This window comes from Mixta intestinalis, from assembly GCF_009914055.1.
Lineage (GTDB): Bacteria > Pseudomonadota > Gammaproteobacteria > Enterobacterales > Enterobacteriaceae > Mixta > Mixta intestinalis.
In genome coordinates this window covers 1,149,087-1,171,482 of record NZ_CP028271.1, presented here as the reverse complement: position 1 = coordinate 1,171,482, position 22,396 = coordinate 1,149,087, and the positions used below count along the sequence as shown (strand labels likewise).

Here is a 22,396-nt window from a genome sequence, read left to right as displayed (position 1 = left end):
TTTATGCCAGCCAGCGTTAAAGATGCATAGAATGCCCGTATATTACAAATATCAACAGGTTACAACCTGACGATATGCAAATTAATTGCATAAATAGTGAATAACTATCCGAGCCGCCGCCATTTCCGGCAAAAAAATTAGCGGAATTATGCAGAAGTAAAATAAAATATCGCTTTTGTGATCATGAATAACATTTGCTGTTAAAAAAGGGCAAAACAAGCACAGTAAAAAGGCGTTATGCATCAAAAAGGTGCAATGCAACCCGTCACTGTTATAGGTATTATCTCACTTTCTGTTTCTGTTATACCTAACATTTCTGTGGTTCACTGATCCCTCTTCTACACTTGTTCTGTTACGGCAAGGACTTCTCCTTCCACTGGAAGCTTATTAATGAATATTTCGAGGTAGCTATGTTCGGTTTAGACGCGTTCGAACTGGCAAGGATCCAATTCGCGTTCACGGTATCTTTTCACATTATCTTTCCGGCCATTACCATCGGTCTGGCCAGTTTTCTGATGGTGCTGGAAGCGTTGTGGCTGAAAACCCGTAATGAGACCTGGCGCGATCTGTATCATTTCTGGTTGAAAATTTTCGCTGTGAACTTTGGTATGGGCGTGGTATCGGGGCTGGTGATGGCTTATCAGTTCGGTACTAACTGGAGCGGCTTTTCCGCCTTTGCGGGCAGTATTACCGGCCCGCTGCTGACCTATGAAGTGCTGACCGCCTTCTTCCTGGAAGCGGGATTCCTTGGGGTGATGATGTTCGGCTGGAACCGTGTCGGTCCCGGTCTGCATTTCTTCTCTACCTGTATGGTGGCACTGGGCACTTTGATGTCGACTTTCTGGATACTCGCTTCCAACAGCTTTATGCATACGCCGCAGGGCTATGAGGTGGTTAACGGCCAGCTGATCCCGGCGGAGTGGTTGAAAGTGGTGTTTAACCCTTCCTTCCCCTATCGCCTGCTGCATATGGCCACCGCTTCGTTCCTGACCACCGCCTTTTTTGTCGGCGCGTCCGGTGCCTGGCATCTGCTGCGCGGCAATAAAAGCCCGGCGATCAAAAGAATGTTCTCAATGGCGATGTGGATGGCGCTGATCGTCGCGCCGATTCAGGCCGGCATTGGCGATGCCCACGGCCTGAATACGCTGGAGCATCAGCCGGCAAAAATCGCCGCTATCGAAGGGCACTGGGAAAACGTGCCGGGCGAAGCGACGCCGCTTATCCTGTTCGGCTGGCCCGATATGCAGGCGGAAGAGACCAAATATGCGCTGGAAATTCCGGTACTGGGTAGCGTGATTCTGACGCACAGCCTGACCAAACAGATCCCGGCGCTGAAAAGCTTCCCGCCGGAGGATCGTCCTGACTCCACCATCGTTTTCTGGTCCTTCCGTATTATGGTGGCGATGGGGCTGCTGATGGTGCTGGCGGGGGTATGGAGCCTGGTACTGCGCCTGCGCAAGCGTCTGTACGATCAGCGTCTGTTCCACCGCTTTGCTCTGGTTATGGGACCATCAGGCCTGATTGCTATTCTCGCTGGCTGGTTTACCACCGAGGTGGGGCGTCAGCCGTGGGTGGTTTATGGCCTGCTGCGTACCCGTGACGCAGTATCCCATCACGGGACGCTGCATATGTCGATCAGCCTGCTGGCTTTTATTCTGGTCTATGCCTCGGTATTTGGCGTCGGCGTGGTCTATCTGCTGAAGCTGATTGGCCGTGGCCCGCAGCCATTTGTCGATCATCCGCCTAAAGGTGGCCCCGGTATGGCGCGCACCCCTGCACGCCCGCTCTCCGCTGCCGATGAGTCGCTTGATGAGCATAAGAAAGATGAACTGGGAGGAATTAAGTGATGGGTATCGATCTTCCGCTGATCTGGTTCGTCATCATTGTGTTCAGCATACTGATGTATGTGGTGATGGACGGCTTTGACCTGGGCATCGGCCTGCTCTATCCGCTGGTGCGTGAAAGTCGCGATCGCGACGTGATGATGAACACCGTGGCACCGGTCTGGGACGGCAACGAAACCTGGCTGGTAATGGGAGGTGCCGGGCTGTTTGGTGCCTTCCCGCTTGCCTACTCGGTAATTCTGGATGCGCTGGCTATTCCGCTAACCATTATGCTGATCGGGCTGATTTTTCGCGGCGTCGCCTTTGAGTTCCGCTTTAAGGCCACCGAATCACACCGCGCCTTCTGGGATAAATCCTTTATCGCCGGTTCCTTTATCGCCACCTTCGCCCAGGGCGTGGTGCTGGGTGCTTTCCTGAACGGTTTCCCGGTAGAGGGACGCGAATGGGCAGGCAGCGTGTTTGACTGGATCAGCCCGTTCAGCCTGTTCTGTGGACTGGGGTTGGTGGTGGCCTATGCGTTGCTGGGTGCCAGCTGGCTGATTATTAAAACCGAAGGTCATCTGCTGCAAACCATGCGTAAACTGGCGCGTCCGTTGCTGCTGGCACTGCTGGTCGTGATGGCGATTGTCAGCGTCTGGACACCGCTGACGCATCAGGCGATTGCCGAGCGCTGGTTTACCACGCCGAACCTGTTCTTCTTCCTGCCGGTACCAATTCTGGTGCTGCTGGTTTCCTGGGCGCTGTGGCGTAACGCCTGGCTACCTGACGCGCACTATGCGCCTTTTATCCTGACGCTGGTGCTGGTATTTCTCGGTTTCAGCGGACTCGGCATCAGTATCTGGCCGAATCTGATACCGCCGGATATCAGCTTCCGCGCCGCCTCTTCACCGCCGGAGAGTCAGGGCTTCATGCTGGTAGGGGCGCTGTTTATTATTCCGCTGATCCTGGTCTACACCTTCTGGAGCTACTACGTGTTCCGCGGCAAAATCGATCCTGAACAGGGTTACCATTAATCGGAGGCGGCTATGTTAATGCAGCGTATGACGGAAAAAAGCGTAAAGCAGCCGCTCTGGCGACGGCTGTTGTGGATGGCGATTATCTGGGGCGGCAGCGTGCTGGCGCTGTTTGTGGTAGCCAGCCTGTTCCGTATGCTGATGACCGCAGCGGGGCTGAAAGTGCATTAATCCTGCCGGGGCCGCCATCATCGTGGCCCCGCTTTTTTGTCTGCCTTTCCAGTGAAAACACCTTTTCCCATCGCATTGCTGAACGATTTACAATCACGGTGCGGCTGGCGTTATCAGCTCAAAACGATCGTGCTCCGCCTCCAACAGCATCGGCGGCTGTAGCTGTAACGTAATCCAGTTGGAGGTCACCCGCTGTTGCTTATCATCCTCCACCGTTACCGACAGGCGATACTGGTTGCTGGCCCCTGGCGTGCTATCCCAGGCGGGCATAATCACCGACCAGCCATGGGGGCTGCGGTTATCCGGCGGCGGCGTCAGGCTCAGCGCCTGGGTATCGCCCTGCCAGCTAACGGCGGTAATCGGATGGGCGGCGCGAATCTGTAGCTTCAGCGGCAGCGTCTCTCCCGGACTTAACTGCCAGGGCGGTGTCGCCAGGAACACCGACAGCGTTTTGCGCTGACGAAATTCCAGCACCGGCGTGGTATTACGTTCAACCAGATCGTAGCGGCTGCCGCGCAACGATCGCGCCTGCGCAACATTATCGGCTGAAAGCTGCTTACGCAGCGCCACGCCGGGGCGATAGTTGATACGCATCCCCAGCTGATCCTGCGACTGCCCGCTTTCACCTTCCTTATGCGAAGCGGTAAAGGTCAGCAGCGGCACCGGCGTATAGTTGACCCCCACCTTCACCGCCACCGGATTTTTCTCCGGGCTGCCATTGTTAAACAGATCGACCCGATCGCCAAGATATCGCTCCCAGGTGACTGAAACGCCCAGCTGGCGGTAAAAAGGCAGGTAGCCCTGGGTAGTGATATCGTAGCCGCGCGCCATGCGATACTGTTGCGTATCACTGCTGTTGCGCCAGCCGCCGAGCGGCGCATAGTAGTTTGCCGAAAGGTGCAGAAAATCGCCCCAGGCCTCGGTCCCCAGTGAAGCGCGCTGTGAGCCGGAGTCGAACTGACGATCCACCAGCGCGTTATAGCCCAGCAGCCAGTTGCCCGCGACCCAACGCTGCCCCAGTCCGGCATTGCCCACCAGCCCGTCATGGGTCTGCGTGACGCCAAGTTGGGAAAAAGTCAGGTACTGATAATTATCCTGCCAGGGCGTCAGTAGCTGCCCGCCGCTACCGTTAAAGTTGCCCTCCATATCGACCTGTAGCGCCAGCTGCGCCGTGCCATAGGGCGAGAGCAGCGACTGCCCTTCATTTACCAGCCGATCGGCCAGCTCATCACGCAGATGATTAAACGCCCACTCTCCCGCCTGCTGACCGAAGGAAACATCGCTGGCGTTCTTACTCGCCTCGCCGATGCTTTTCGCTATCTGCGCCAGGCGCGTGGAAAAGGCATCGCTGCGATCGGGAACCACATCGAGGCTGGGAAGCTGCTGCTGCATGGTGCTAAAGCGGGCCGGATCGTGAAACGGTGCGTCCGGAACCTGGCGGTCGCTCTGGAAGGCGTAAGCATCAGGCAGACAAAAAAGGCTGCTTAATAACAGGGGAACAACAAGCGGTGAAAATCGATGCGTTAATAACATAGCTGCGTTTGAAATAGCTTAGCCTGTCATGAGCGAGAGCGATAAATTACAGGTAAGCCCCTAGCTTAGCATAATCGTGAGCAGGATCATGATTTTCCCTATAATGATTCCCTCCTCTGATACAGAGAGCTGCACCCTCACTGCATGATGCCTTAAGCTTAGCAAAAGTGACAACGTCACTGAAAAGAGCGGTCCGGTGTGGCTAATTCTCCGGGTGTTATCTTCCTGTCTGTAAATTCTGAAAGTTTTTCTACGCCAGCACCGCTACGCTGCCTCACGTTTCGCACTTTATCGCCCCCTTTTTTTGCGCCCCTGATTAAGCCCGCCTTGTCCGCTGCGCCCTGGCTATACTTCGCAAAGACTAACCGGCGCTCCTGCCGCCGCTACGCTGGCTGTCGGAAGCGCAAATAACATGAGAAACAGACCCGCGCAATAGTTTGAAATCTCAAAAGTGTCAGGTAGACTGAGCCGGGTTTTATCTTTTTGTAAATCTGAGCAATTTTTCCAGCCAGCCGCGTCACAGAACGGCAAGCATCAGCCTTGCCCGCCGCGTTTCTGCGCTACCCGGTCTGGCATTTGTCCAGATAACCTGATGAGATCGTGAGGATCAAAGTGAAAATTCGTTTCGCGCTGACATTGCTCGCTGTGTTGACTGTCGCTGGCTGTAAGCCACCTGCGCCGCCCCTTACTGACGATACACTGGTCAGCAGCACCGTCAACGGCGTGACGCTGGTGCATCGCTACGCGGTAAATGCGCCCGCTGAATTTACGCCGATGAATGAAACCTGGCGCGCGCTGTATGACGCCTCGGTGATGACCTCGCCCGACTACGGCGGAAAAGTGGTGCGTCATCTGGAGAACGGTAAGCCTTTTCAGGTGCTGGGCAAGGTTGAGCACAGCTGGCTGGCGATTGCCGATATAAATGAAGAGCAGCTTATCGGTTACGTACCGTTGAAGGCTGGTGTGATCGCAGAACGCTATGAGGAGACGCTACGCAGCGATCGCCCACGTCCGCGTCGCGCCAGTAAGCAGGTTTGTGTTGATGTCGGTGGAACCAGCAAAGCCTGCCGCAACGGAAACACCGCTACCTGGATCCTCGATTAAACAACGCCTGCCGCATAACCATCGGCGGGCTTTCCCAACGGCGCTGAAGTTGGGGTTTTTCAGTCTGGAACAACGTAATTCAATGACGCCTGTAGATGTTGCCCGTGACGCACACAGCACGAGCTCTGAAAATATGTTACTGGCAGCGGCCTTACCACTGCTAAATACGATTGTGCATATTCGTATGGCCGCAACGCATGACGATCCGTCCGGGCTGCGAACGCAGCTGGTGGAAGAGGTGCGTCAGTTCGAAAACCGCTGTAAACAGGCCGGTCTGCCGTTTGAGACGCTACTCGCCGCCCGCTACTGTTTGTGTAGCGTGCTCGATGAGGCGGCGGCGCAAACGCCGTGGGGTACGCGCGGCGTCTGGTCCGGCAATGGCCTGCTGGTAACCTTTCACAACGAGAGCTGGGGCGGCGAAAAAGTTTTCCAGCTGCTCTCCCGCCTGTCGCAAACGCCAGCACAACATCTGGCGCTACTGGAATTGATCCACTACTGCCTGCTGCTCGGCTATGAGGGCCGCTACCGCGGCATGGAAAACGGACGCCAGCAACGCGATATCATCTGCTCCCGCCTTGGCGAACTGATTGCCGAAACGCGCCAAAACGATGAACAGTTTGATAGCGTCACCGTAGAAGCCAGGCCGTTAACCAGCCAGTTCTGGCGGCCACCGGTTCCGCTTTGGGCCTGTCTGGCCGTGACGGCGCTGATTGCCAGCCTGGTTTACAGTGGCCTCAACTGGCGGCTGGGCAGACAGGCGGAACCCTTGCTGCGCGCCATTTATCAGGCACCGCTGCCTGTAGTGACACTGTCACGTTCAGGCACGCCACCGCAGGCACTGCTTAACCTGCGCGAGCGGCTCAGCGACGTGCTGGCCGCCGGTCAGCTGGAAGTGAGCGATGGCCCCTTCGGCAGTAAGATTATTCTGCCTGCCGATCGGCTGTTCGATCCGGGCGCTACGGCGCTGAACGGAACAGGACGCGCCCTGCTGACGCGCGTTGCCGCCGCGATGAAAGATCTTCAGGGTTCGGTGCTGGTCTCCGCCTATACCGATAATCGTGCTATACACACCAGCCGCTTCCCTTCCAGCTATGAATTCTCCCTGGCGCGCGCCAGGGCGATTGGCACTCTGCTCAACCGGCAGCTGCCTGCCGGAAGATCGATAAAAGCGGAAGGCCGTGGCGACAGCGAACCGCTGCTGCCCAACGACAGCGCCGAAAATCGCGCCCGTAACCGCCGCATTGAAATTACGCTGTTTGCCGTGCCGACGCCGATTAACGCTGCGCAGAAGGAGACGTCGCAATGAAAAAGGTCTGGCCGCCGCTGTTTACCAGCCGCCTCGTCTGGGGATTTATCAGTATCAGCGCCTTTGCCTGCCTGGTCTGGATCGCCGGCCCGTTGCTGAATTTTAACAACAGTCGCCCGCTGGAGTCAGCGTTTAATCGCCAGCTGGTCATTGGGCTCGGCTATTTTCTCTGGATACTGATGCAGCTGATTCCGCGCCTGTATAAGGCCTGGTTCAATACCCGCCTGCTGAATAATCTGCAACAGCAGGCGGCGATCGATCCGGCGGAGCAGCAGGCAACAGAAACGATGCTAACCGACCGCTTTAATCAGGCCATTACGCAGCTGAAGAAAACGCAGTTCGGACGTCGCCGCGGCAACCTCTGGCAGCGTTACAGCGCGCCCTGGCTCTATCAGCTCCCCTGGTATGTTATCGTCGGCGCGCCGGGTGCCGGAAAGACCACCGCCCTGCTTAATTCGGGACTGGAATTTCCGCTTACCGACAGTCTGGGGAAAGGGGCGATTCGTGGCATCGGCGGCACGCGCCACTGCGACTGGTGGTTTACCGACAGCGCCGTGCTGCTTGATACCGCCGGGCGCTATACTTTGCAGGAGAGCCAGCGCGCCCGCGACGCCAACGAATGGCAAACGTTTATCACCCTGCTAAAACGCTATCGGGCACGTCAGCCGGTTAACGGCGTCATCATGACGATCAGCGTTGCCGATCTGCTCAGCGATGCGCCTGAAGCACGTTACGCACAGGCCAACGCGCTGCGCCAGCGTATGCAGGAGCTACACCAGTACACCGGCATTCATTTCCCGGTTTATATCATGGTGACCAAGACCGATCTGCTGAAAGGTTTTATGGGCTACTTCGCCACGCTCGATAAGCAGCAGCGCGATCGTATCTGGGGCTTCACTTTTCCCTGGGAGCCAAACCGCGACCGCAGCTCTGCGTTAAGCGCCCGCTTTGAGCAACAGTTTACGCTACTGCAACGCCAGCTTCATCATGAAGTCGCGTCCCGTATGGCGCAGCAAAATGATCTGATGCAACGCGCCGACTGTTTTCTTTTCCCCCAGGAATTCGCCTCGCTGCGCCCGCTGCTGGCAGAATATCTGGAGATTGTTTTCGCTCCGGTAGGCGGTGCGGTTGCCTGGGCGCCACGCGGTCTGTTCTTTACCAGCGGCACCCAGGAAGGACTGCCATTCGATCGCATTATGGGCCAGCTGACGCGTAAACTGCAGTTACCGCGCACCGGCGAACACTCCATCGCCGCATGGGACAGCGTTAATCGCGCCGCGCCGATTCCCGGCAACAAGGGACAAAGTTATTTTATCCGCCACCTGCTGAGCGACCTGATTTTTAAAGAGAGCGGCCTTGCGGGCAGCGATCGCCGTTGGGAAGAACGTAATCGGCTGTGGCACTGGATTGGCTATGGCGCGATGGCCGCCTCGCTGGTGCTGGCCTGCGCGCTGTGGCTGACCAGCTATCTGCAAAACCAGCGCTATCTGGAGCAAATTGCGGCACGGGTTCCATCGTTAACACATCAGGGCACAGAACTTGCGCAGCAGAATACCGGCACGATTTTCGATCTGCTACCCTATCTGAACAGCCTGGTAAAACTGCCACAGGTAGAGAGCTTTTCGCTCGATAGCCCGCCGCCCACTATGCGCGCCGGACTTTATCGCGGCGATCAGGTGAGCGACGCTGCCTGGGTGCTTTATCAGAACGCCCTGAAATCGCTGCTGTTGCCGCGCGTTGCCCAGGAAATTACGCGTATCTTAGGCAGTGATAAAGGCGAAGATAGTGAGTTCAGTCGCAATGCGCTGCGCGCTTATCAGATGCTCTATCAGCCGCGCAGCTATGACGGCGAATTTTTACGCGGCTGGCTGATGCAAAATTTACAGCGTACCCTGCCGACCAGCGTGACGACACATGATTTACAGCAGCTTGACTGGCATCTCAGTCAGCTGCTTGACCGCCAGATCCAGTCGTCGCCTTTTGCGCGCGATAATGCGTTGATGATGCGCAAACTGGCCGCCAGCATGCCCGATTCCGCGCGTGACGCCGCTGCGTCACCCGATGGAGCGCTGCCGTCAGAAGGCGAACAACCGGCATCAGTGAGGTAACGGTAATGGCAGAGAACGTAGTGCCGGGCTGGTATGGGAAACTGCCCTCAACCGGCGATTTTCTGCAGCGGCGGCTGGCCGATAGCCTGGTCACCAGCTGGTCTAATTGGTTTCAGCAGGGCGTAACGCAGTGGCATCTGCAAAATGTCTCCACCGACGCCTTTCTGCGCGCGCCGGTCTGGAACTTTGCGATTCCCGTTACGCCCGGCTTCCAGCGTATTCAGCTGGGGTGCCTGCTGCCCTCGCGCGATCGTGTTGGCCGCGTCTGGCCGCTGGTGGCGATCAAAAGTTTTACGCTGAAGGAGTGGCATCCGGCACAGTTGAGCGTCGCTGGCGACTGGTACCGGCAGTTGGGTAACGCCCTGTTGCAGGCGGTGCGTGAAACCCTGCCGGTGGAGACGCTGGAGCAAAAACTGCTGGCGCTGTCGCCACTGCACACACCAGAGAAGGAACGTTCGGCGATTATGGATGTGATTGGTTATCAGGATCTGCCCTGCACGCTGAGCTGGCGCGAAGTCGCCGAGCGCTTCAACCCGCAGCATTTTATCAGCTACTGGTGGAGCAACCGCAGCGATGGCTTTCCGCATGCCACTCATAAACACAGCGGCATTTTAAACGCGCAGCTTTTTTCCCTGTTGTTTAATCCGGCGGCAGGCGCGCCACCGGGACGTAACGGCCTTTATCCGCCAATGTTTGAATAGCGCCTTTTGCGCCGTTTTTTTGATGCAGGAATCATCATGCGATTTACGATTGTGCAACAGACATGCGTGCCTCACCAGACGGTCGATTTCCTGCCGCCCGGCGGCACGATTGGCCGCAGTCTGGGCAACGATTTAGTTCTGCCGGATGAGGCGCGGGCAATTTCACGTCTGCAGGCGGTAGTGCATGTCTCCGCGCAGGGCGAATGCCGCCTGACCAACCACGGTAGCGTCACTACCGTGGTGTTGAACGATACGCCGCTGGAGCGCGATCGCCAGGTTACGCTCCACCATGGCGATCTCCTGACTATCGGCAATTATCAGATTGCCGTCACCGACCCGCTACGGGATACGATAAGCGAAAACCTCGCCAGCACGCTCGATCCGCTGTCGCTGTTTCAACAGCAGAAGGACGCGCAGGATCCGCTGGGTATGGCAGAGGAAGAGCCGCCGTTGGCCACCTCGACGCTGGAAACGCCATCTGAAAACACGAGTTCGCGCAGCAGTTCGCACAGCGCCACCCGGCTCGATATTGATCCTTTGCCGCGCGAACAAAGCGAGCAGGCAGAACCGCAGCCGCGCTGTAGCGACGACAAGCTGATTCAGGCGCTACTGGAGGGCATGGGGCTGGAAAAGCATGCTGATGAAGCTCTGACGGAAGAGCAGATGCGCATGACAGGCCGGATGCTCAGCCTGTTTTCTCAGGGGACGGTCGCGCTACTCTCCTCGCGTTCGATCCTCAAACGCGGAGTCAAGGCAGAAATGACCATGATCCTGAATGAGGCGAATAATCCCTTTAAAATTCTGCCTTCCGGTAAAACGGTGCTGATGCAGATGTACCAGAGCCAGATGCCCGGTTTTATGCAGCCGGAACAGGCGGTGCGCGACGCGCTGGTGGATTTGCAGGCGCACCAGCTGGGCATGATTGCCGGTATCCGCGCCATCATTGCCGCCATGCTGCAATCCTTTAATCCGCAGCGGCTGGAGGATAACGCGCGTCAGGACGGTCAGCAGTCAAAAATTCCTTTGACCCTTTGCCGCAAAGCGGCGCTGTGGGACTACTTTATGCGCAGCTATCAGCATACGGCGGGTGAGCTGGAAGACGATTTCCATTCGCTGTTCGGCGAAGCGTTCTTGCACGCTTACGATATGGAAGTGAACCAGTATAAAGACTCACAAACCAGAACGGATAACGAATGAATATCGCCTTTGCCGTCACCTCGCAGCAGGGCGAGCGTCATAATAATCAGGATCGGGTGGGCCATCTACTCAATGAACAAAAGGCCTGTTTTGTCGTCTGCGACGGCGTGGCAGGGCTGCCCGGCGGCGAACAGGCGGCGCATATCGCCTGCGATACGCTGCTGGATACATTAACTGACGAAAACTTCAGCATTCAGCAGAGTCGCGAGGCGATAGAAAAAAGCGCACGGGCCATTTATGAAGCGCAGCAGATTAATCCGAAACTGCAGCACATGAGCACCACCCTGGCCGCACTGTTTATCGACCGTACCCAACAGCTGGCATGGTGGGCGCACGCTGGCGACAGCCGTATTTACCACTTCCGCCGTGGCTATCTGAATCAGGTTACCCGCGACCATAGTCTGGTGCAGCGAATGCGTGATGCAGGCTATGAAAATTCCGGCATTAACAGCAATTTACTCTATAATGCGCTCGGCGCTGAAACGATGCGCGACGCCAGCTACAGCGAGGTGATAACGCTGGAAGATGGCGACGCCTTTTTAGTGTGTAGCGATGGTTTCTGGCTTCACCTGGCGGTGCCTGAAATGGAACAGGCGCTGCGTATGGTAAACAGCTGCCAGGAGTGGCTCATCCTGATGCAGCAGGCCATCGACAGAACACGAAAAAACGATAATTTGAGCGCGGTCGCCGTTTGGGTTGGTTCGCCTCAGGAAACCACCCTATTACAATCACTGGCTGATTCGGCACGCCTGCTGCCGCCTCGCGATTGATATCCAGGAGCGTTATGAAATACTGGTTGCCCGGCGTTATCACCCTTTTGATGGCCTCTGCCGCCAGCGCAGAGGATTATCGCGTGGTCTATTCCCCCAGCATGTCGCTGGAAGTGTTTATTGACAACGTTGCCAGCAATAGCCCTCAGGACTGGTGTAAAGAGACGCTACACCTGCGTATCGTCTCCGGCGAGAGTAAAACCTCCGATGTGTTAACAACATTTTTACCACGCGTCGGTACGCTGCTTGCCAATCAGTGTGGAAAATTGCAGGAGCTGCCGTGGGAAATGACCGATAGCAAAGGTGCGGCATTAGCCAGCGGCATGGCGGTGAAGGCACAAAACTGGCGTCCGGTGATTACCGCTGACGCCACCGCAACAGCAGATGCCGGTAATGCGGCTCCGCTGGATCTCTCCCGCCCGGCCAACAGCGAACCGCTACAGCATTTTGAGCTACCGGGCGGCTGTCATTTCCGCACCTGGTGGGACGATAACGGCCAGTCGCTGTTTATTCCCGATAATCGCAATCTGAGCTGCTCAACCGAAGGCTGGCTGGAAGGTGCCAGCGAACTGACGCTGGTAAACGCCGGTAAAACCCAGCCGGTAGCGGTGAATTTCTGGCAGGGCTATCCCTTAATCGGTATCAGGTCAGATGATAAAACGCTGAACGCGGCCAGTGTTAATAATCAGCGTATGGTGCTCGCTAAAGATGACGCGCCGGACAGCTGGCTGCTGCTGCCATTTGACAACCAGCTGCACCTCTGGCGCTTTAGCGGAACGCTGCTGGTAAAAATGGATAAGGATGCGGCGCAGAATCTGAGCGCGGTCAGAGAGCGCGTTAATAAGGCGCGCAAAGCGTGGGGCAGCCAGCTGCCCGCCGGGCAGAAGCTCACCGTGATGCTGGTGGATGCACTGCATCCCGATCTCGCCGATCCGGCGATTGGCGCATACCGCACCTTAAATTAAACGCAGGCGCGTGCCTGCAGAATACAGGCCGTAAACGCTCAGAGAGTGGTAACTATGTCGGCAAATGAAGAACAGAGTATGGTGGTTGGTGCCCTACCGGCGGGCCATCGGTTCAATGAGTTTGAAATTCAGGATGTTATTGGCGGAGGCGGCTTCGGCATTGTCTACCGCGCGTGGGATCATTTGCTGGAACGGACCATCGCTATAAAGGAGTATATGCCCGCCTCGCTGGCGGTGCGTAATGACGACCTGTCGCTGGGCCTGCGCAGCGAGCGTTTCAGTAAGCTATTTAACGCCGGACTCGGCAGCTTTATTCAGGAGGCACGCCTGCTGGCGCGCTTCAATCATCCGGGCCTGCTGCACGTGCTGCGCTTCTGGGAAGAGAACGGCACCGCGTATATGGGCACGCTCTGGTACAGCGGCATGTCGCTTAAAGCGTGGCAACAACAGCATGGCGACACCATTAATGAAGCATGGATTCGCCAGCTGCTTCCGCCGCTGTTCGGTGCCATCAGCACTATTCATCAGGCGGGCTATCTGCACCGCGATATCGCGCTCGACAATATCCAGATTCAGGAGAATCAGCTGCCGGTGCTGCTTGATTTCGGCTCAGCGCGCAAAGAGATCGGCAATCTTTCTGATGAAACAGAAATTATGCTGAAGCCTGGCTATGCGCCGATTGAGCAGTACAGCGAAGAAAGCGACAGCGATCAGGGGCCATGGACTGATATTTATGCGCTGGGCGCGGTGCTGCATACGCTCATTACCGGCAGCCCGCCCCCGGCCAGCGTGGTACGCTGCATTGAGGATCACTATCAGCCGCTGGCGCAGCGCCAGCCGGAAGGTTATTCCCTTGCGTTGCTGCACGCGGTAGATCGTGCGCTGATGATGAAGCCAGCCGATCGTCCTCAGTCGATTGATGAGCTGGCATCATTAATTTCCTTGCCGGTAAGCGACGTGCAGACGCTGGTCAATGCGGTAAGCGCAAGCCACGAAAAGCCGGAGAAAGCGCCAGAGCCGGAACCGGCGGAGCCGGCAGAACCTGTCGTTATGGCGGTTAACCATGGCGCCGCCAGCGCTGAACCGGTAACGCCGCGTACCCCGCGTCGCCTCTCGCTGCCGCTGGTTTTATTAAGCTGCGGTGCCCTGTTAGCGGTTATTGCCATTGCCGTGCTGCTTAACGGCAGCGATAAGCCTGAGGATAGCGCCGTTACCTCAGGCGCTATCACGCAGACTCCGAAAACGCGTGTGAAGCCGGGGCCAACGCTGGCAACGGTCTATCTGCGCCTGCGCAGTAACGAAACGGTGAAACTTAATGGCGAAGTGCTTGAGGTAAGGCCCGGCAATAACGGCTATGCGGCGCTTAACCTTGGCGCGGGCAGCTATCTGATTGAGGTACAACAGCATGATGGCGTACACCGGCAAAAGCTGGATATTAATCGTGCCGGAACCTGGCTGATTAATCCGTCACGCGCTGACTAAACCGTTACGCAATGCCGCTGCAAGGCGGCATTGCCGTCTATCCCTGTAAGCGATGATGGCAAACCTGTAGCTCGCGTACCTGCTGCGCCAGCTCGCTCAACGCCCTGTCCTCCATTCCACGCCGGTTAAGTTCCTGCTCCAGCGAAAAGAGATACTGCGCATTTGTCCCCAGTGGCCCGCTGGCACAGGCAATCAGCGGCGCGATAGTATGTGAACAGGTATCCGCTTCATAGTGCGGGTGACGTGGATCCATAATAAACACCAGCGCCGTTACCTGCTGTCCGTTCTCCAGCCTCAGTTCACGCCAGCTGGGGAGATAGCAGCCGGTGACCATTTCTCGTTTCCACAGCAGCTCCAGCTCTTCATGCAGATGCGCTTCCGGCAGACGGAAAGCCAAACCGCTGGTGCTGCCCCCCTCCTTCAGCGCCAGCATACGTCCGGGCTGCTGTGCCGTACCTCTGCCAACGGTCAGGCGCAAACAAAAGGCGCGATGCCAGCCGTGAAGCGTAGCAGCAACCACTTCTTCTGCCTCAAAAACCGGATTCCACATCAGGGAACCATAACCGAAAATCCATACCGGCCCGCTATCGGGCCGACAGGCCAGCGTTGCCGCCAGCGATGCGGCGCGCTGCTCACAGGTCCATAACAGCGACTCTTCAATTTCGCCAAAAGCGGTTTTACAGTCTGCTTTTAATAAAAACTCGCGTGTTAACAACCCTGCCTCCTCAACCACATCTGCACGTCCCGGTGACGATCGGGCGCCTCCCTGACACCAGCTGGTGGCCCGCACGCGTTTCGTCAGTTCTGGTAAACCTGTTTATCAACGCGATCGGCTGCAATGTGAAACCGATCACAAAAGAGATGGTGCTATAAAAAGCATCGGCGATTCAAGGTAAGACTTGAGAGATTTAAGGGAAATTTTTTGCAGAAGATGCGCTGGCTCACGCTGACTGCCGCTTTACGCCGGACGTAGCGCTAAGGGCTTATCCGGCATCGGCGGCCTATTTTTTAGGGTGCCACTTGCCATCATCCCCTTTGACATAGTGACTTTTTACCGCAGCCCAGGCCACTTTGTGCGCCACTTCCTCCCTGGATTCATCACCGCGGCGCTCTTTTTTATCCTTATACTCATCCCAGGCGCTGTTAAATGCCGCCTGGTAAATATCCTGGGCATGTGCTGGCAGCACATTTTTTACATTGTCGGGCAGGTCGTCTCTGTGTTTATACGGCATAGCTCCTCCTTTTTATTTAGCTTAAGTGTGGCTTAACACGACTGCTTCGCCAGCCATTCAGCGTGCGTTTTAATAATCGGACGCTTAGCCTCAGCTGTTTTAACAGCAGTTTTCCCCGATTAAAAAAGCGTCCGACGCGGCAATCACATAAAAAACATCTAATCTAAATGACTATTTTTAATGGATATTATCGGGAAAATCGTCATAATCGCCCTTCATGCATCCATTTAATTTCGTAAGTAAAATAAAGTAAAAAAAGCTGCGCATTTCTCCAGTCTGACTACACTGTGCGCGCCAGGAAAAATCATAACCACATTTAACCTTTAGCTATCCGCAAGCGGATTTGTGTAATAAAGGATGAAGTAACAGACAGGAGAACCTTGCCTATGGGTGTCCATGACAGCAAGAAAACCCGCCATACCGAGTACTCGCTTTTCTTTCCGCTGGCTGCGCTGGCCGTTCTCTGGCTGTATGGCGACGCGACCTCAATGCCATTGGTTATCGCCATCAACCTGCTGGCGCTGACGGGTATTCTGAGCAGCGCCTTTAGTGTCGTACGGCACGCTGACGTACTGGCGCACCGGCTGGGCGAACCTTACGGCTCGCTGATCCTGAGCCTGTCGGTAGTCATACTGGAAGTCAGCCTGATTTCGGCGCTGATGGCGACCGGCAGCGCGGCACCGGCCCTGATGCGCGATACGCTCTACTCGATTATTATGATTGTTACCGCCGGACTGGTAGGTTTTGCATTGCTGCTGGGCGGGCAAAAGTTCGCCACCCAGTATGTTAATCTGGCCGGCGTTAAGCAGTATCTGATCGCTATTTTTCCGCTGGCGATCCTGGTGCTGGTTTTTCCTAACGCGCTGCCGAACGGTAATTTTACCACAACGCAGGCACTGCTCATTTCCGTTATCTCGGCGGTGATGTATGGCGTGTTTCTGCTCATTCAGACTAAAACGCATCAGAGTCTGTTTGTCTATGAACATGAAGATGACGGCGACGATCCGCATCACGGCAAGCCCTCCGCGCACAGCAGCCTGTGGCACACGCTCTGGCTGCTGGTGCATCTGGTGGCGGTTATCAGCGTCACCAAGATGAACGCTAATCCGCTGGAGCATCTGTTGACGGAGCTGAACGCGCCACAGCAGTTTACCGGTTTTCTGGTGGCGCTGCTGATCCTTTCCCCAGAGGGGCTGGGCGCAATTAAAGCGGTGCTGGCTAATCAGGTGCAGCGTGCCATGAACCTGTTCTTCGGTTCGGTGCTGGCTACTATTTCGTTAACGGTGCCAACGGTTACGCTGATTGCCGCACTGACGGATCAGCAGCTTATTTTCGGCCTTGAGCCGCCGCATATGGTGATAATGGGTGCGGTGCTGATTTTGTGTAATATCTCTTTTTCCACCGGACGCACTAACGTACTGAACGGTGCCGCACACCTTGCGCTGTTTGTGGGTTATTTGATGACCATCATGTTATAAGCCACGTTTCGATGAAAAAAAAGCAGCGGTCCAGGCCGCTGCTTTTTTATGACTGGCGTTTGATGATTAGCTGCTGGTATCCAGCGCCGGGAAGCTTTTCACCAGATCATCAATCGCTTTCATCTGCACCAGGAATGGCTCCAGCTTATCCAGCGGCAGCGCGGAAGGACCGTCACATTTAGCGTTAGCCGGATCCGGATGTGCTTCGATAAACAGACCAGCAATGCCAACCGCCATACCGGCACGAGCCAGCTCAGCAACCTGAGCACGGCGTCCGCCGGACGCTGCGCCGAACGGATCGCGTGTCTGTAGCGCATGCGTCACATCGAAAATCACCGGGCTGTTGTTGGTAACTTTCTTCATCACGTTAAAGCCCAGCATATCCACAACCAGGTTGTCATAGCCGAAGTTAGCGCCACGATCGCACAGGATGACTTTGTCGTTGCCACCTTCAGCGAATTTTTCAACGATATTTCCCATCTGCCCTGGGCTGACGAACTGCGGTTTCTTTACGTTAATCACCGCGCCAGTTTTCGCCATCGCCTCAACCAGATCGGTCTGACGAGCAAGGAATGCGGGCAGCTGAATCACATCCACCACATCGGCTACCGGCTGCGCCTGCGCTGGTTCATGTACGTCGGTGATGATTTTTACGCCAAACGTCTGCTTCAGCTCCTGAAAAATTTTCAGGCCCTCTTCCAGGCCAGGACCACGGTAAGAGCGAATGGAAGAGCGGTTCGCTTTATCAAAAGAGGCTTTAAATACGTAAGGGATGCCCAGTTTATTGGTTACATTAACGTAGTGCTCGCAAATGCGCATCGCCAGATCGCGCGATTCCAGTACGTTCATGCCACCAAAGAGTACAAACGGCAGATCGTTAGCGACCTGAATATCACCGATATTGACAACTTTTTCTTTCATGCCTTCGCCTTTTTTTATTGAAGGGATAACGCGCTTAGTGCAGCGTTACCTGTTTTTGTTCAATAGAGTGAATCTGAACCTTAATCATTTCACTTACCGGATCTTCCGGGCACTGCTCGACAAAATAGATCAGGTCTGTCAGGGCGATATGCTCGCACTCCAGCTGCGCATAAATCAGGCCCCGATCGCGAATTTCGTACGGATCGTCAGGATCGATCTCCAGCAGCAGATTACAGACGTTGAGCGCCAGCTCCATATGCTTCTCTTCCATTAACGCCGTTTTCAGCGTATCCAGCATTTTGCGGATAACGGTTGAGGGTTCCGCTTCATCAAGATCTTCTTCATACAGCTCAGCCGTCGGGCTGATATTGCCTTTCAGCCAGACTTCCAGCGTATGCTCGCTCAGCGTATCGCCATTAAAGGGATTGATCAGCCACATCTCCCCATCCATCCAGTCAGCGCGCAAAATCAGCTGGGTAGGGAAAATGACCGGCATTAGCGGCAGGTCGAGCTGATGCGCAATATGCAGCAATACCACTCCCAGCGAGACGGCGGTCCCCTGGCGGGTATTCAGTACATTATCCAGCCAGAGGACGTCAGAAAGTTTGTAAACGCCGCTGGCACCGCCGAATTTCCATTTTTTATAAAACAGATCCAGCAGCATCTCCAGCTGGAGATCCGGGCCGTTCGCCGATGAAACATAGGCGCGGGCTTCATCAACCAGCGCCTGCAGCTGCGCATTGACCGCATCCGCCGGGAAATCGTGGCGAATAGCGCGTGACGTAGCGATAACCGCTTCGCACAGCGGCGCTTCGCTAAAATTGATGTTTGCTACTGATATCATACAATCCCCAAAAGCGGCAATTTGGTGACGGCCAGCTTAATAATGATGCCCAGCATCGCCAGCGCCACGATAAAGGCAATCCAGCGTACTTTAGCCTCACGCGGACGGCGGCCAAAAGCCACAACGCCCAGGGCGACATAGATAATAACGCCAAACAGCTTTTCCGTCAGCCAGTTACCCTGCGGCGTAAACGGATAAAAATGTGTAATCATTACCAGGCAAACGCCGGTAACGAACAGCAGGGTATCATTAATATGCGGTACGATACGTACCCAACGATGTGACATCATCGCCGATCCACTTTGCAGCCAGACAAAGCGCAAAATAAACAGCGTTATCGTCACCACAACGGTTAGCAGATGAAGATGTTTAATCACGCCGTAGCAGCCAGCCATGATGCTCTCCCTGTTAATATGAGGCGAAAGTCACGCGATCGTGACCCGCGTAGTCCTGGCAGGTAGTCACTGCCTGATAATCATGAGCAGCGAGAATATCACGCACCGCTTCTCCCTGCTGCCAGCCATGCTCCAGCATCAGCCAGCCGCCAGCCAGCAGATAGTGACGCGCCGCCTGAGCGATATGTCGAATATCCGCCAGCCCCTGTTCCGCCGCCACCAGCGCGCTGAGCGGTTCAAAACGCACATCGCCCTGCTGCAAGTGCCGATCCTCTGCGTCGATATAGGGCGGATTACTGACGATCATCGCAAACCGCCGTTCGCCGACGGCGCTGAACCAGTCACTTTGCAGAAAAGCGACGTTAGCGAGCCCCAACCGGCAGGCATTATGCTGCGCCAGCGCTACCGCTTCTGCGACGCGATCGACGCCAAGCAACCGACAATCGGGGCGCTCGCTGGCCAGTGCCAGCGCTATCGCGCCGCTGCCGGTGCCCAAATCAAGAATATCGACCGCCTCCGCCGGCAGACGCGCCAGCGCCTGCTCAACGAGGATTTCGGTATCAGGACGAGGAATCAGCGTGACTGGCGAAACGGCCAGCGGCAACGACCAGAACTCGCGCTCGCCGGTCAGATGCGCTACCGGCTCACCGCGCGCGCGCCGCGCCAGCAACGCATCCAGCTGCGCCAATTGTGGCTCGCTCAGCGGTGCATCATCAAACGCGATAAGCCAGCTACGCGGCTTACCGGTGACAAACGACAGCAACACTTCTGCATCGCGTTTGGGGCTTTCCCCGCCGCTCAGCGTGACGCAGGCCGCTTTTAACCAGCTGCGTATATCCATCAGTCCTGTCCGGCAAGCGCAGCCAGCTGATCGGCCTGGTGTTCCTGCACGATAGGCTCAATCAGCATATCGAGTTTCCCTTCCATCACCTCATCCAGCCGGTAAAGCGTCAGGTTGATACGATGATCGGTAACACGCCCCTGCGGGAAGTTGTAAGTTCGAATGCGATCGGAGCGATCGCCGCTGCCCAGCAGGTTACGACGCGTGGATGCCTCTTCCGCATGACGCTTCGCCATTTCCGCAGCGTGAATACGCGCCCCCAGCACCGAAAGCGCCTTGGCTTTGTTTTTATGCTGCGAGCGTTCATCCTGACACTCCACCACAATACCGGTCGGTAAGTGGGTAATACGAATTGCGGAATCGGTGGTGTTAACGTGCTGTCCACCCGCCCCGGAGGAGCGGAAGGTATCAATTTTCAGATCGGTCGGGTTGATTTCAGGCAGCTCCGCTTCCGGCAGCTCCGGCATCACCGCAATGGTGCAGGCGGAGGTATGGATGCGCCCCTGAGATTCGGTTTCCGGCACACGCTGCACGCGATGGCCGCCCGATTCAAATTTGAGCCTGCCGTAAGCGCCCTCGCCGTTAACGCGGGCGATGACCTCTTTATAGCCGCCATGCTCGCCGTCGCTGGCGCTAACAATTTCCACGCGCCAGCGCCGTGATTCCGCATAGCGGCTATACATACGGAACAGATCGCCGGCAAAAATAGCGGCTTCATCACCGCCCGCGCCCGCACGAACTTCCACAAAACAGTCACGCTCATCGTCGGGATCTTTCGGCAGCAGCAACACCTGTAGCTGCTGTTCCAGCTGCTCGCTCTGCGCACGCGCCGTTTTCAGCTCGTCCATCGCCATATCGCGCATTTCTGCATCGCTGAGCATCAGCTCGGCGGTGGCGATATCTTCCTGCACCTGCTGCCACTGCCGGAAGCACTGGCTGACGTCGGTTAGCTGGGCATATTCACGCGACAAGGCGCGGAAACGCTCCTGCTCAGCGATGACGCTGGCATCGCCGAGCATCGCTTCCACTTCTTCGTGGCGCTCCTGCAAGGCTTCCAGTTTGGCAACAATAGAAGTCTTCATCTGGTATGGTTTACCCTGTATTGGTATAAGAATTATCTAGTCCAGCCCGAGGCTGTCACGCAGGATCTGCAGGCGTTCGCTGTCGCCGTCGCGGGCAGCCTGCTGCAGGGATTTGGTGGGGGCATGAATCAGGCGATTAGTCAGCTTATGGGCCAAATCGTGCAGCACCTCCTGTGCATCAGCGCCCTGCTGCAGCGCGGCAAGCGCTTTCGCTTCCAGTTCAGCGCGAATTTGCCCGGCCCGATCGCGATAGTCACGAATGGTTTCAACGGCGCTCTGCGCACGTAGCCAGGCCATAAACTCGCTGCTTTCCTGCGCTACGATAGTTTCGGCCTGCACCGCTGCCGCCTTGCGCTGGGCCATATTATTTTCAATGATCGCCTGCAAATCGTCCACGCTGTAGAGATAGGCGTTGGCAAGCTTGCCGACCTCCGGCTCAACGTCGCGCGGCACGGCAATATCCACCAGCAGCATTGGCTGATTACGGCGCGCCTTCAGCGCCCGCTCAACCATACCGCGCCCAATGATTGGCAGCGGGCTGGCTGTTGAGCTAATAATGATATCGGCTTCCGCGAGGCGACTGTCGATCTCCGCCAGGCTAATCACTTCTGCGCCCACCTCATCCGCCAGCAGCTGCGCTCGCTCGCGGGTGCGGTTGGCAATCATCAGTTTCTGAACATTATGCTCACGCAGATGGCGCGCCGCCAGCTCAATGGTTTCGCCCGCGCCCACCAGTAACACATTAACGGTAGCGAGAGACTCAAAAATTTGACGCGCCAGGGTACAGGCGGCGAACGCCACCGAGACGGCGCTGGCACCGATTTCGGTTTCGGTACGCACACGCTTGGCAACGGAGAACGTTTTCTGAAACATCCGCTCCAGCTCGCTGGAGAGCGAATGCCCGCGCTGAGAATCAGCAAACGCTTTTTTCACCTGCCCCAAAATCTGCGGCTCACCCAACACCAGCGAATCCAGACCGCTGGCAACGCGCATCAGATGGCTGACGGCGGCGTTATCGTGATGCCAGTAAAGGCTCTTACGCACCTCATCTTCGCGCAGGTTATGGTATTCACACAGCCACTGCACCAGGCGTTCATGCAGGTTTTCCTGCTCTTCTACGCTAAGATAGAGTTCTGTCCGGTTACAGGTGGACAGCACCACGCCCCCCTGCACCATCGGCTGCGCCAGCAGGCTGTTTAAAGCCTCGTCCAGCGTATCCGGCGAGAAGGTAACTCGTTCGCGTAAGGCAACGGGTGCCGTTTTATGATTTATTCCGAGGGCCAGCAGCGTCATGGTGAATCAGATCGGGTTATCCCAATGTTGTTGGGGTTTTATGGTGCGCATTCTACAAGATGCGGGAGATCAAGAAAAGCCATACAAAGACTATGACTGTAATAAGATATAGCTGA

Annotated in this window: 21 protein-coding genes; 12 read left to right on the top strand and 9 right to left on the bottom strand. The window is 56.2% G+C overall.

What is annotated here, in order from left to right; translation table 11 throughout:
- Nucleotides 1–410: 410 nt before the first annotated feature.
- The 3 genes from C7M51_RS05555 to C7M51_RS05545 are packed head-to-tail and all read left to right on the top strand — an operon-like array spanning nt 411 to nt 3,028.
- On the top strand, nt 411–1,847 hold the full coding sequence (locus C7M51_RS05555) for a cytochrome ubiquinol oxidase subunit I (RefSeq protein ID WP_160620870.1): 1,437 nt from the start codon (nt 411–413) through the stop codon (nt 1,845–1,847).
- Complete coding sequence (gene cydB / locus C7M51_RS05550) at nt 1,847–2,857, top strand: cytochrome d ubiquinol oxidase subunit II (protein ID WP_160620869.1); 1,011 nt, start codon at nt 1,847–1,849, stop codon at nt 2,855–2,857. The genes C7M51_RS05555 and cydB overlap by 1 nt, the downstream gene beginning before the upstream one ends.
- An 18-nt stretch (nt 2,858–2,875) precedes the next feature.
- The gene (locus C7M51_RS05545; RefSeq protein WP_208852143.1) at nt 2,876–3,028 is read left to right on the top strand and encodes a DUF2474 domain-containing protein; all 153 of its coding nucleotides are present in this window, start codon (nt 2,876–2,878) and stop codon (nt 3,026–3,028) included.
- 93 nt (nt 3,029–3,121) lie between these two features.
- Here C7M51_RS05545 and C7M51_RS05540 read toward each other — a convergent pair whose 3' ends face one another.
- Nucleotides 3,122–4,561, bottom strand: a complete 1,440-nt coding sequence (locus C7M51_RS05540) for a YchO/YchP family invasin (RefSeq protein ID WP_160620867.1) — start codon at nt 4,559–4,561, stop codon at nt 3,122–3,124.
- Between the two features lie 612 nt (nt 4,562–5,173).
- Between C7M51_RS05540 and C7M51_RS05535 the strand changes: the two genes are divergently transcribed.
- From C7M51_RS05535 to C7M51_RS05500, 8 genes are all read left to right on the top strand, one after another.
- Nucleotides 5,174–5,665 carry an SH3 domain-containing protein gene (locus tag C7M51_RS05535; RefSeq protein WP_160620866.1) on the top strand — a complete coding sequence of 164 codons (492 nt, stop codon included), beginning with the start codon at nt 5,174–5,176 and terminating at the stop codon, nt 5,663–5,665.
- An 82-nt stretch (nt 5,666–5,747) separates the two neighbouring features.
- A complete protein-coding gene (icmH, locus tag C7M51_RS05530; protein ID WP_160623579.1) occupies nt 5,748–6,971 on the top strand; it encodes a type IVB secretion system protein IcmH/DotU in 1,224 nt (407 codons plus the stop codon).
- Entirely contained in the window at nt 6,968–9,079 is a 2,112-nt protein-coding gene (tssM, locus tag C7M51_RS05525) for a type VI secretion system membrane subunit TssM (RefSeq protein WP_160620865.1), read from the top strand. The genes icmH and tssM overlap by 4 nt, the downstream gene beginning before the upstream one ends.
- Nucleotides 9,080–9,084: 5 nt before the next feature.
- Entirely contained in the window at nt 9,085–9,780 is a 696-nt protein-coding gene (gene tagF / locus C7M51_RS05520; protein WP_160620864.1) for a type VI secretion system-associated protein TagF, read from the top strand.
- A 36-nt stretch (nt 9,781–9,816) separates the two neighbouring features.
- Entirely contained in the window at nt 9,817–10,977 is a 1,161-nt protein-coding gene (gene tagH, locus C7M51_RS05515; protein WP_160620863.1) for a type VI secretion system-associated FHA domain protein TagH, read from the top strand.
- Nucleotides 10,974–11,747, top strand: coding sequence for a PP2C family protein-serine/threonine phosphatase (locus C7M51_RS05510; RefSeq protein ID WP_160620862.1), 774 nt, complete (start codon nt 10,974–10,976; stop codon nt 11,745–11,747). Before tagH ends, C7M51_RS05510 begins: the two co-directional genes overlap by 4 nt.
- 14 nt (nt 11,748–11,761) lie before the next feature.
- Nucleotides 11,762–12,712, top strand: a complete 951-nt coding sequence (locus tag C7M51_RS05505; protein WP_160620861.1) for a hypothetical protein — start codon at nt 11,762–11,764, stop codon at nt 12,710–12,712.
- 54 nt (nt 12,713–12,766) lie between these two features.
- On the top strand, nt 12,767–14,194 hold the full coding sequence (locus tag C7M51_RS05500) for a serine/threonine protein kinase (RefSeq protein ID WP_160620860.1): 1,428 nt from the start codon (nt 12,767–12,769) through the stop codon (nt 14,192–14,194).
- 37 nt (nt 14,195–14,231) lie between these two features.
- Here C7M51_RS05500 and C7M51_RS05495 read toward each other — a convergent pair whose 3' ends face one another.
- Nucleotides 14,232–14,909: a gamma-glutamylcyclotransferase gene (locus tag C7M51_RS05495; protein ID WP_160620859.1), complete on the bottom strand. Its 678-nt coding sequence runs from the start codon at nt 14,907–14,909 to the stop codon at nt 14,232–14,234.
- A 286-nt stretch (nt 14,910–15,195) separates the two neighbouring features.
- Nucleotides 15,196–15,426: a putative cation transport regulator ChaB gene (chaB, locus tag C7M51_RS05490; protein WP_160620858.1), complete on the bottom strand. Its 231-nt coding sequence runs from the start codon at nt 15,424–15,426 to the stop codon at nt 15,196–15,198.
- Nucleotides 15,427–15,812: 386 nt separating this feature from the next.
- Here chaB and chaA point away from each other — a divergent pair, with 386 nt between their 5' ends.
- Nucleotides 15,813–16,904 (top strand): sodium-potassium/proton antiporter ChaA, encoded by a 1,092-nt coding sequence (gene chaA, locus C7M51_RS05485; RefSeq protein WP_160620857.1) that lies wholly within the window; start codon nt 15,813–15,815, stop codon nt 16,902–16,904.
- Between the two features lie 66 nt (nt 16,905–16,970).
- Here the strand turns inward: chaA and kdsA are convergent, their stop codons facing one another.
- Genes kdsA through hemA form a run of 6 tightly spaced genes read right to left on the bottom strand, consistent with a single transcriptional unit; the run spans nt 16,971 to nt 22,280 of the window.
- Nucleotides 16,971–17,825, bottom strand: a complete 855-nt coding sequence (gene kdsA / locus C7M51_RS05480; protein WP_160620856.1) for a 3-deoxy-8-phosphooctulonate synthase — start codon at nt 17,823–17,825, stop codon at nt 16,971–16,973.
- 34 nt (nt 17,826–17,859) lie between these two features.
- Nucleotides 17,860–18,669 (bottom strand): invasion regulator SirB1, encoded by an 810-nt coding sequence (gene sirB1, locus C7M51_RS05475; protein ID WP_160620855.1) that lies wholly within the window; start codon nt 18,667–18,669, stop codon nt 17,860–17,862.
- The gene (locus C7M51_RS05470) at nt 18,666–19,064 is read right to left on the bottom strand and encodes a SirB2 family protein (RefSeq protein ID WP_160620854.1); all 399 of its coding nucleotides are present in this window, start codon (nt 19,062–19,064) and stop codon (nt 18,666–18,668) included. Before C7M51_RS05470 ends, sirB1 begins: the two co-directional genes overlap by 4 nt.
- Before the next feature lie 13 nt (nt 19,065–19,077).
- Nucleotides 19,078–19,905: a peptide chain release factor N(5)-glutamine methyltransferase gene (prmC, locus tag C7M51_RS05465; protein WP_160620853.1), complete on the bottom strand. Its 828-nt coding sequence runs from the start codon at nt 19,903–19,905 to the stop codon at nt 19,078–19,080.
- On the bottom strand, nt 19,905–20,987 hold the full coding sequence (gene prfA / locus C7M51_RS05460; protein WP_160620852.1) for a peptide chain release factor 1: 1,083 nt from the start codon (nt 20,985–20,987) through the stop codon (nt 19,905–19,907). Before prfA ends, prmC begins: the two co-directional genes overlap by 1 nt.
- Nucleotides 20,988–21,023: 36 nt before the next feature.
- Nucleotides 21,024–22,280, bottom strand: coding sequence for a glutamyl-tRNA reductase (gene hemA / locus C7M51_RS05455; RefSeq protein ID WP_160620851.1), 1,257 nt, complete (start codon nt 22,278–22,280; stop codon nt 21,024–21,026).
- Nucleotides 22,281–22,396: the final 116 nt, after the last annotated feature.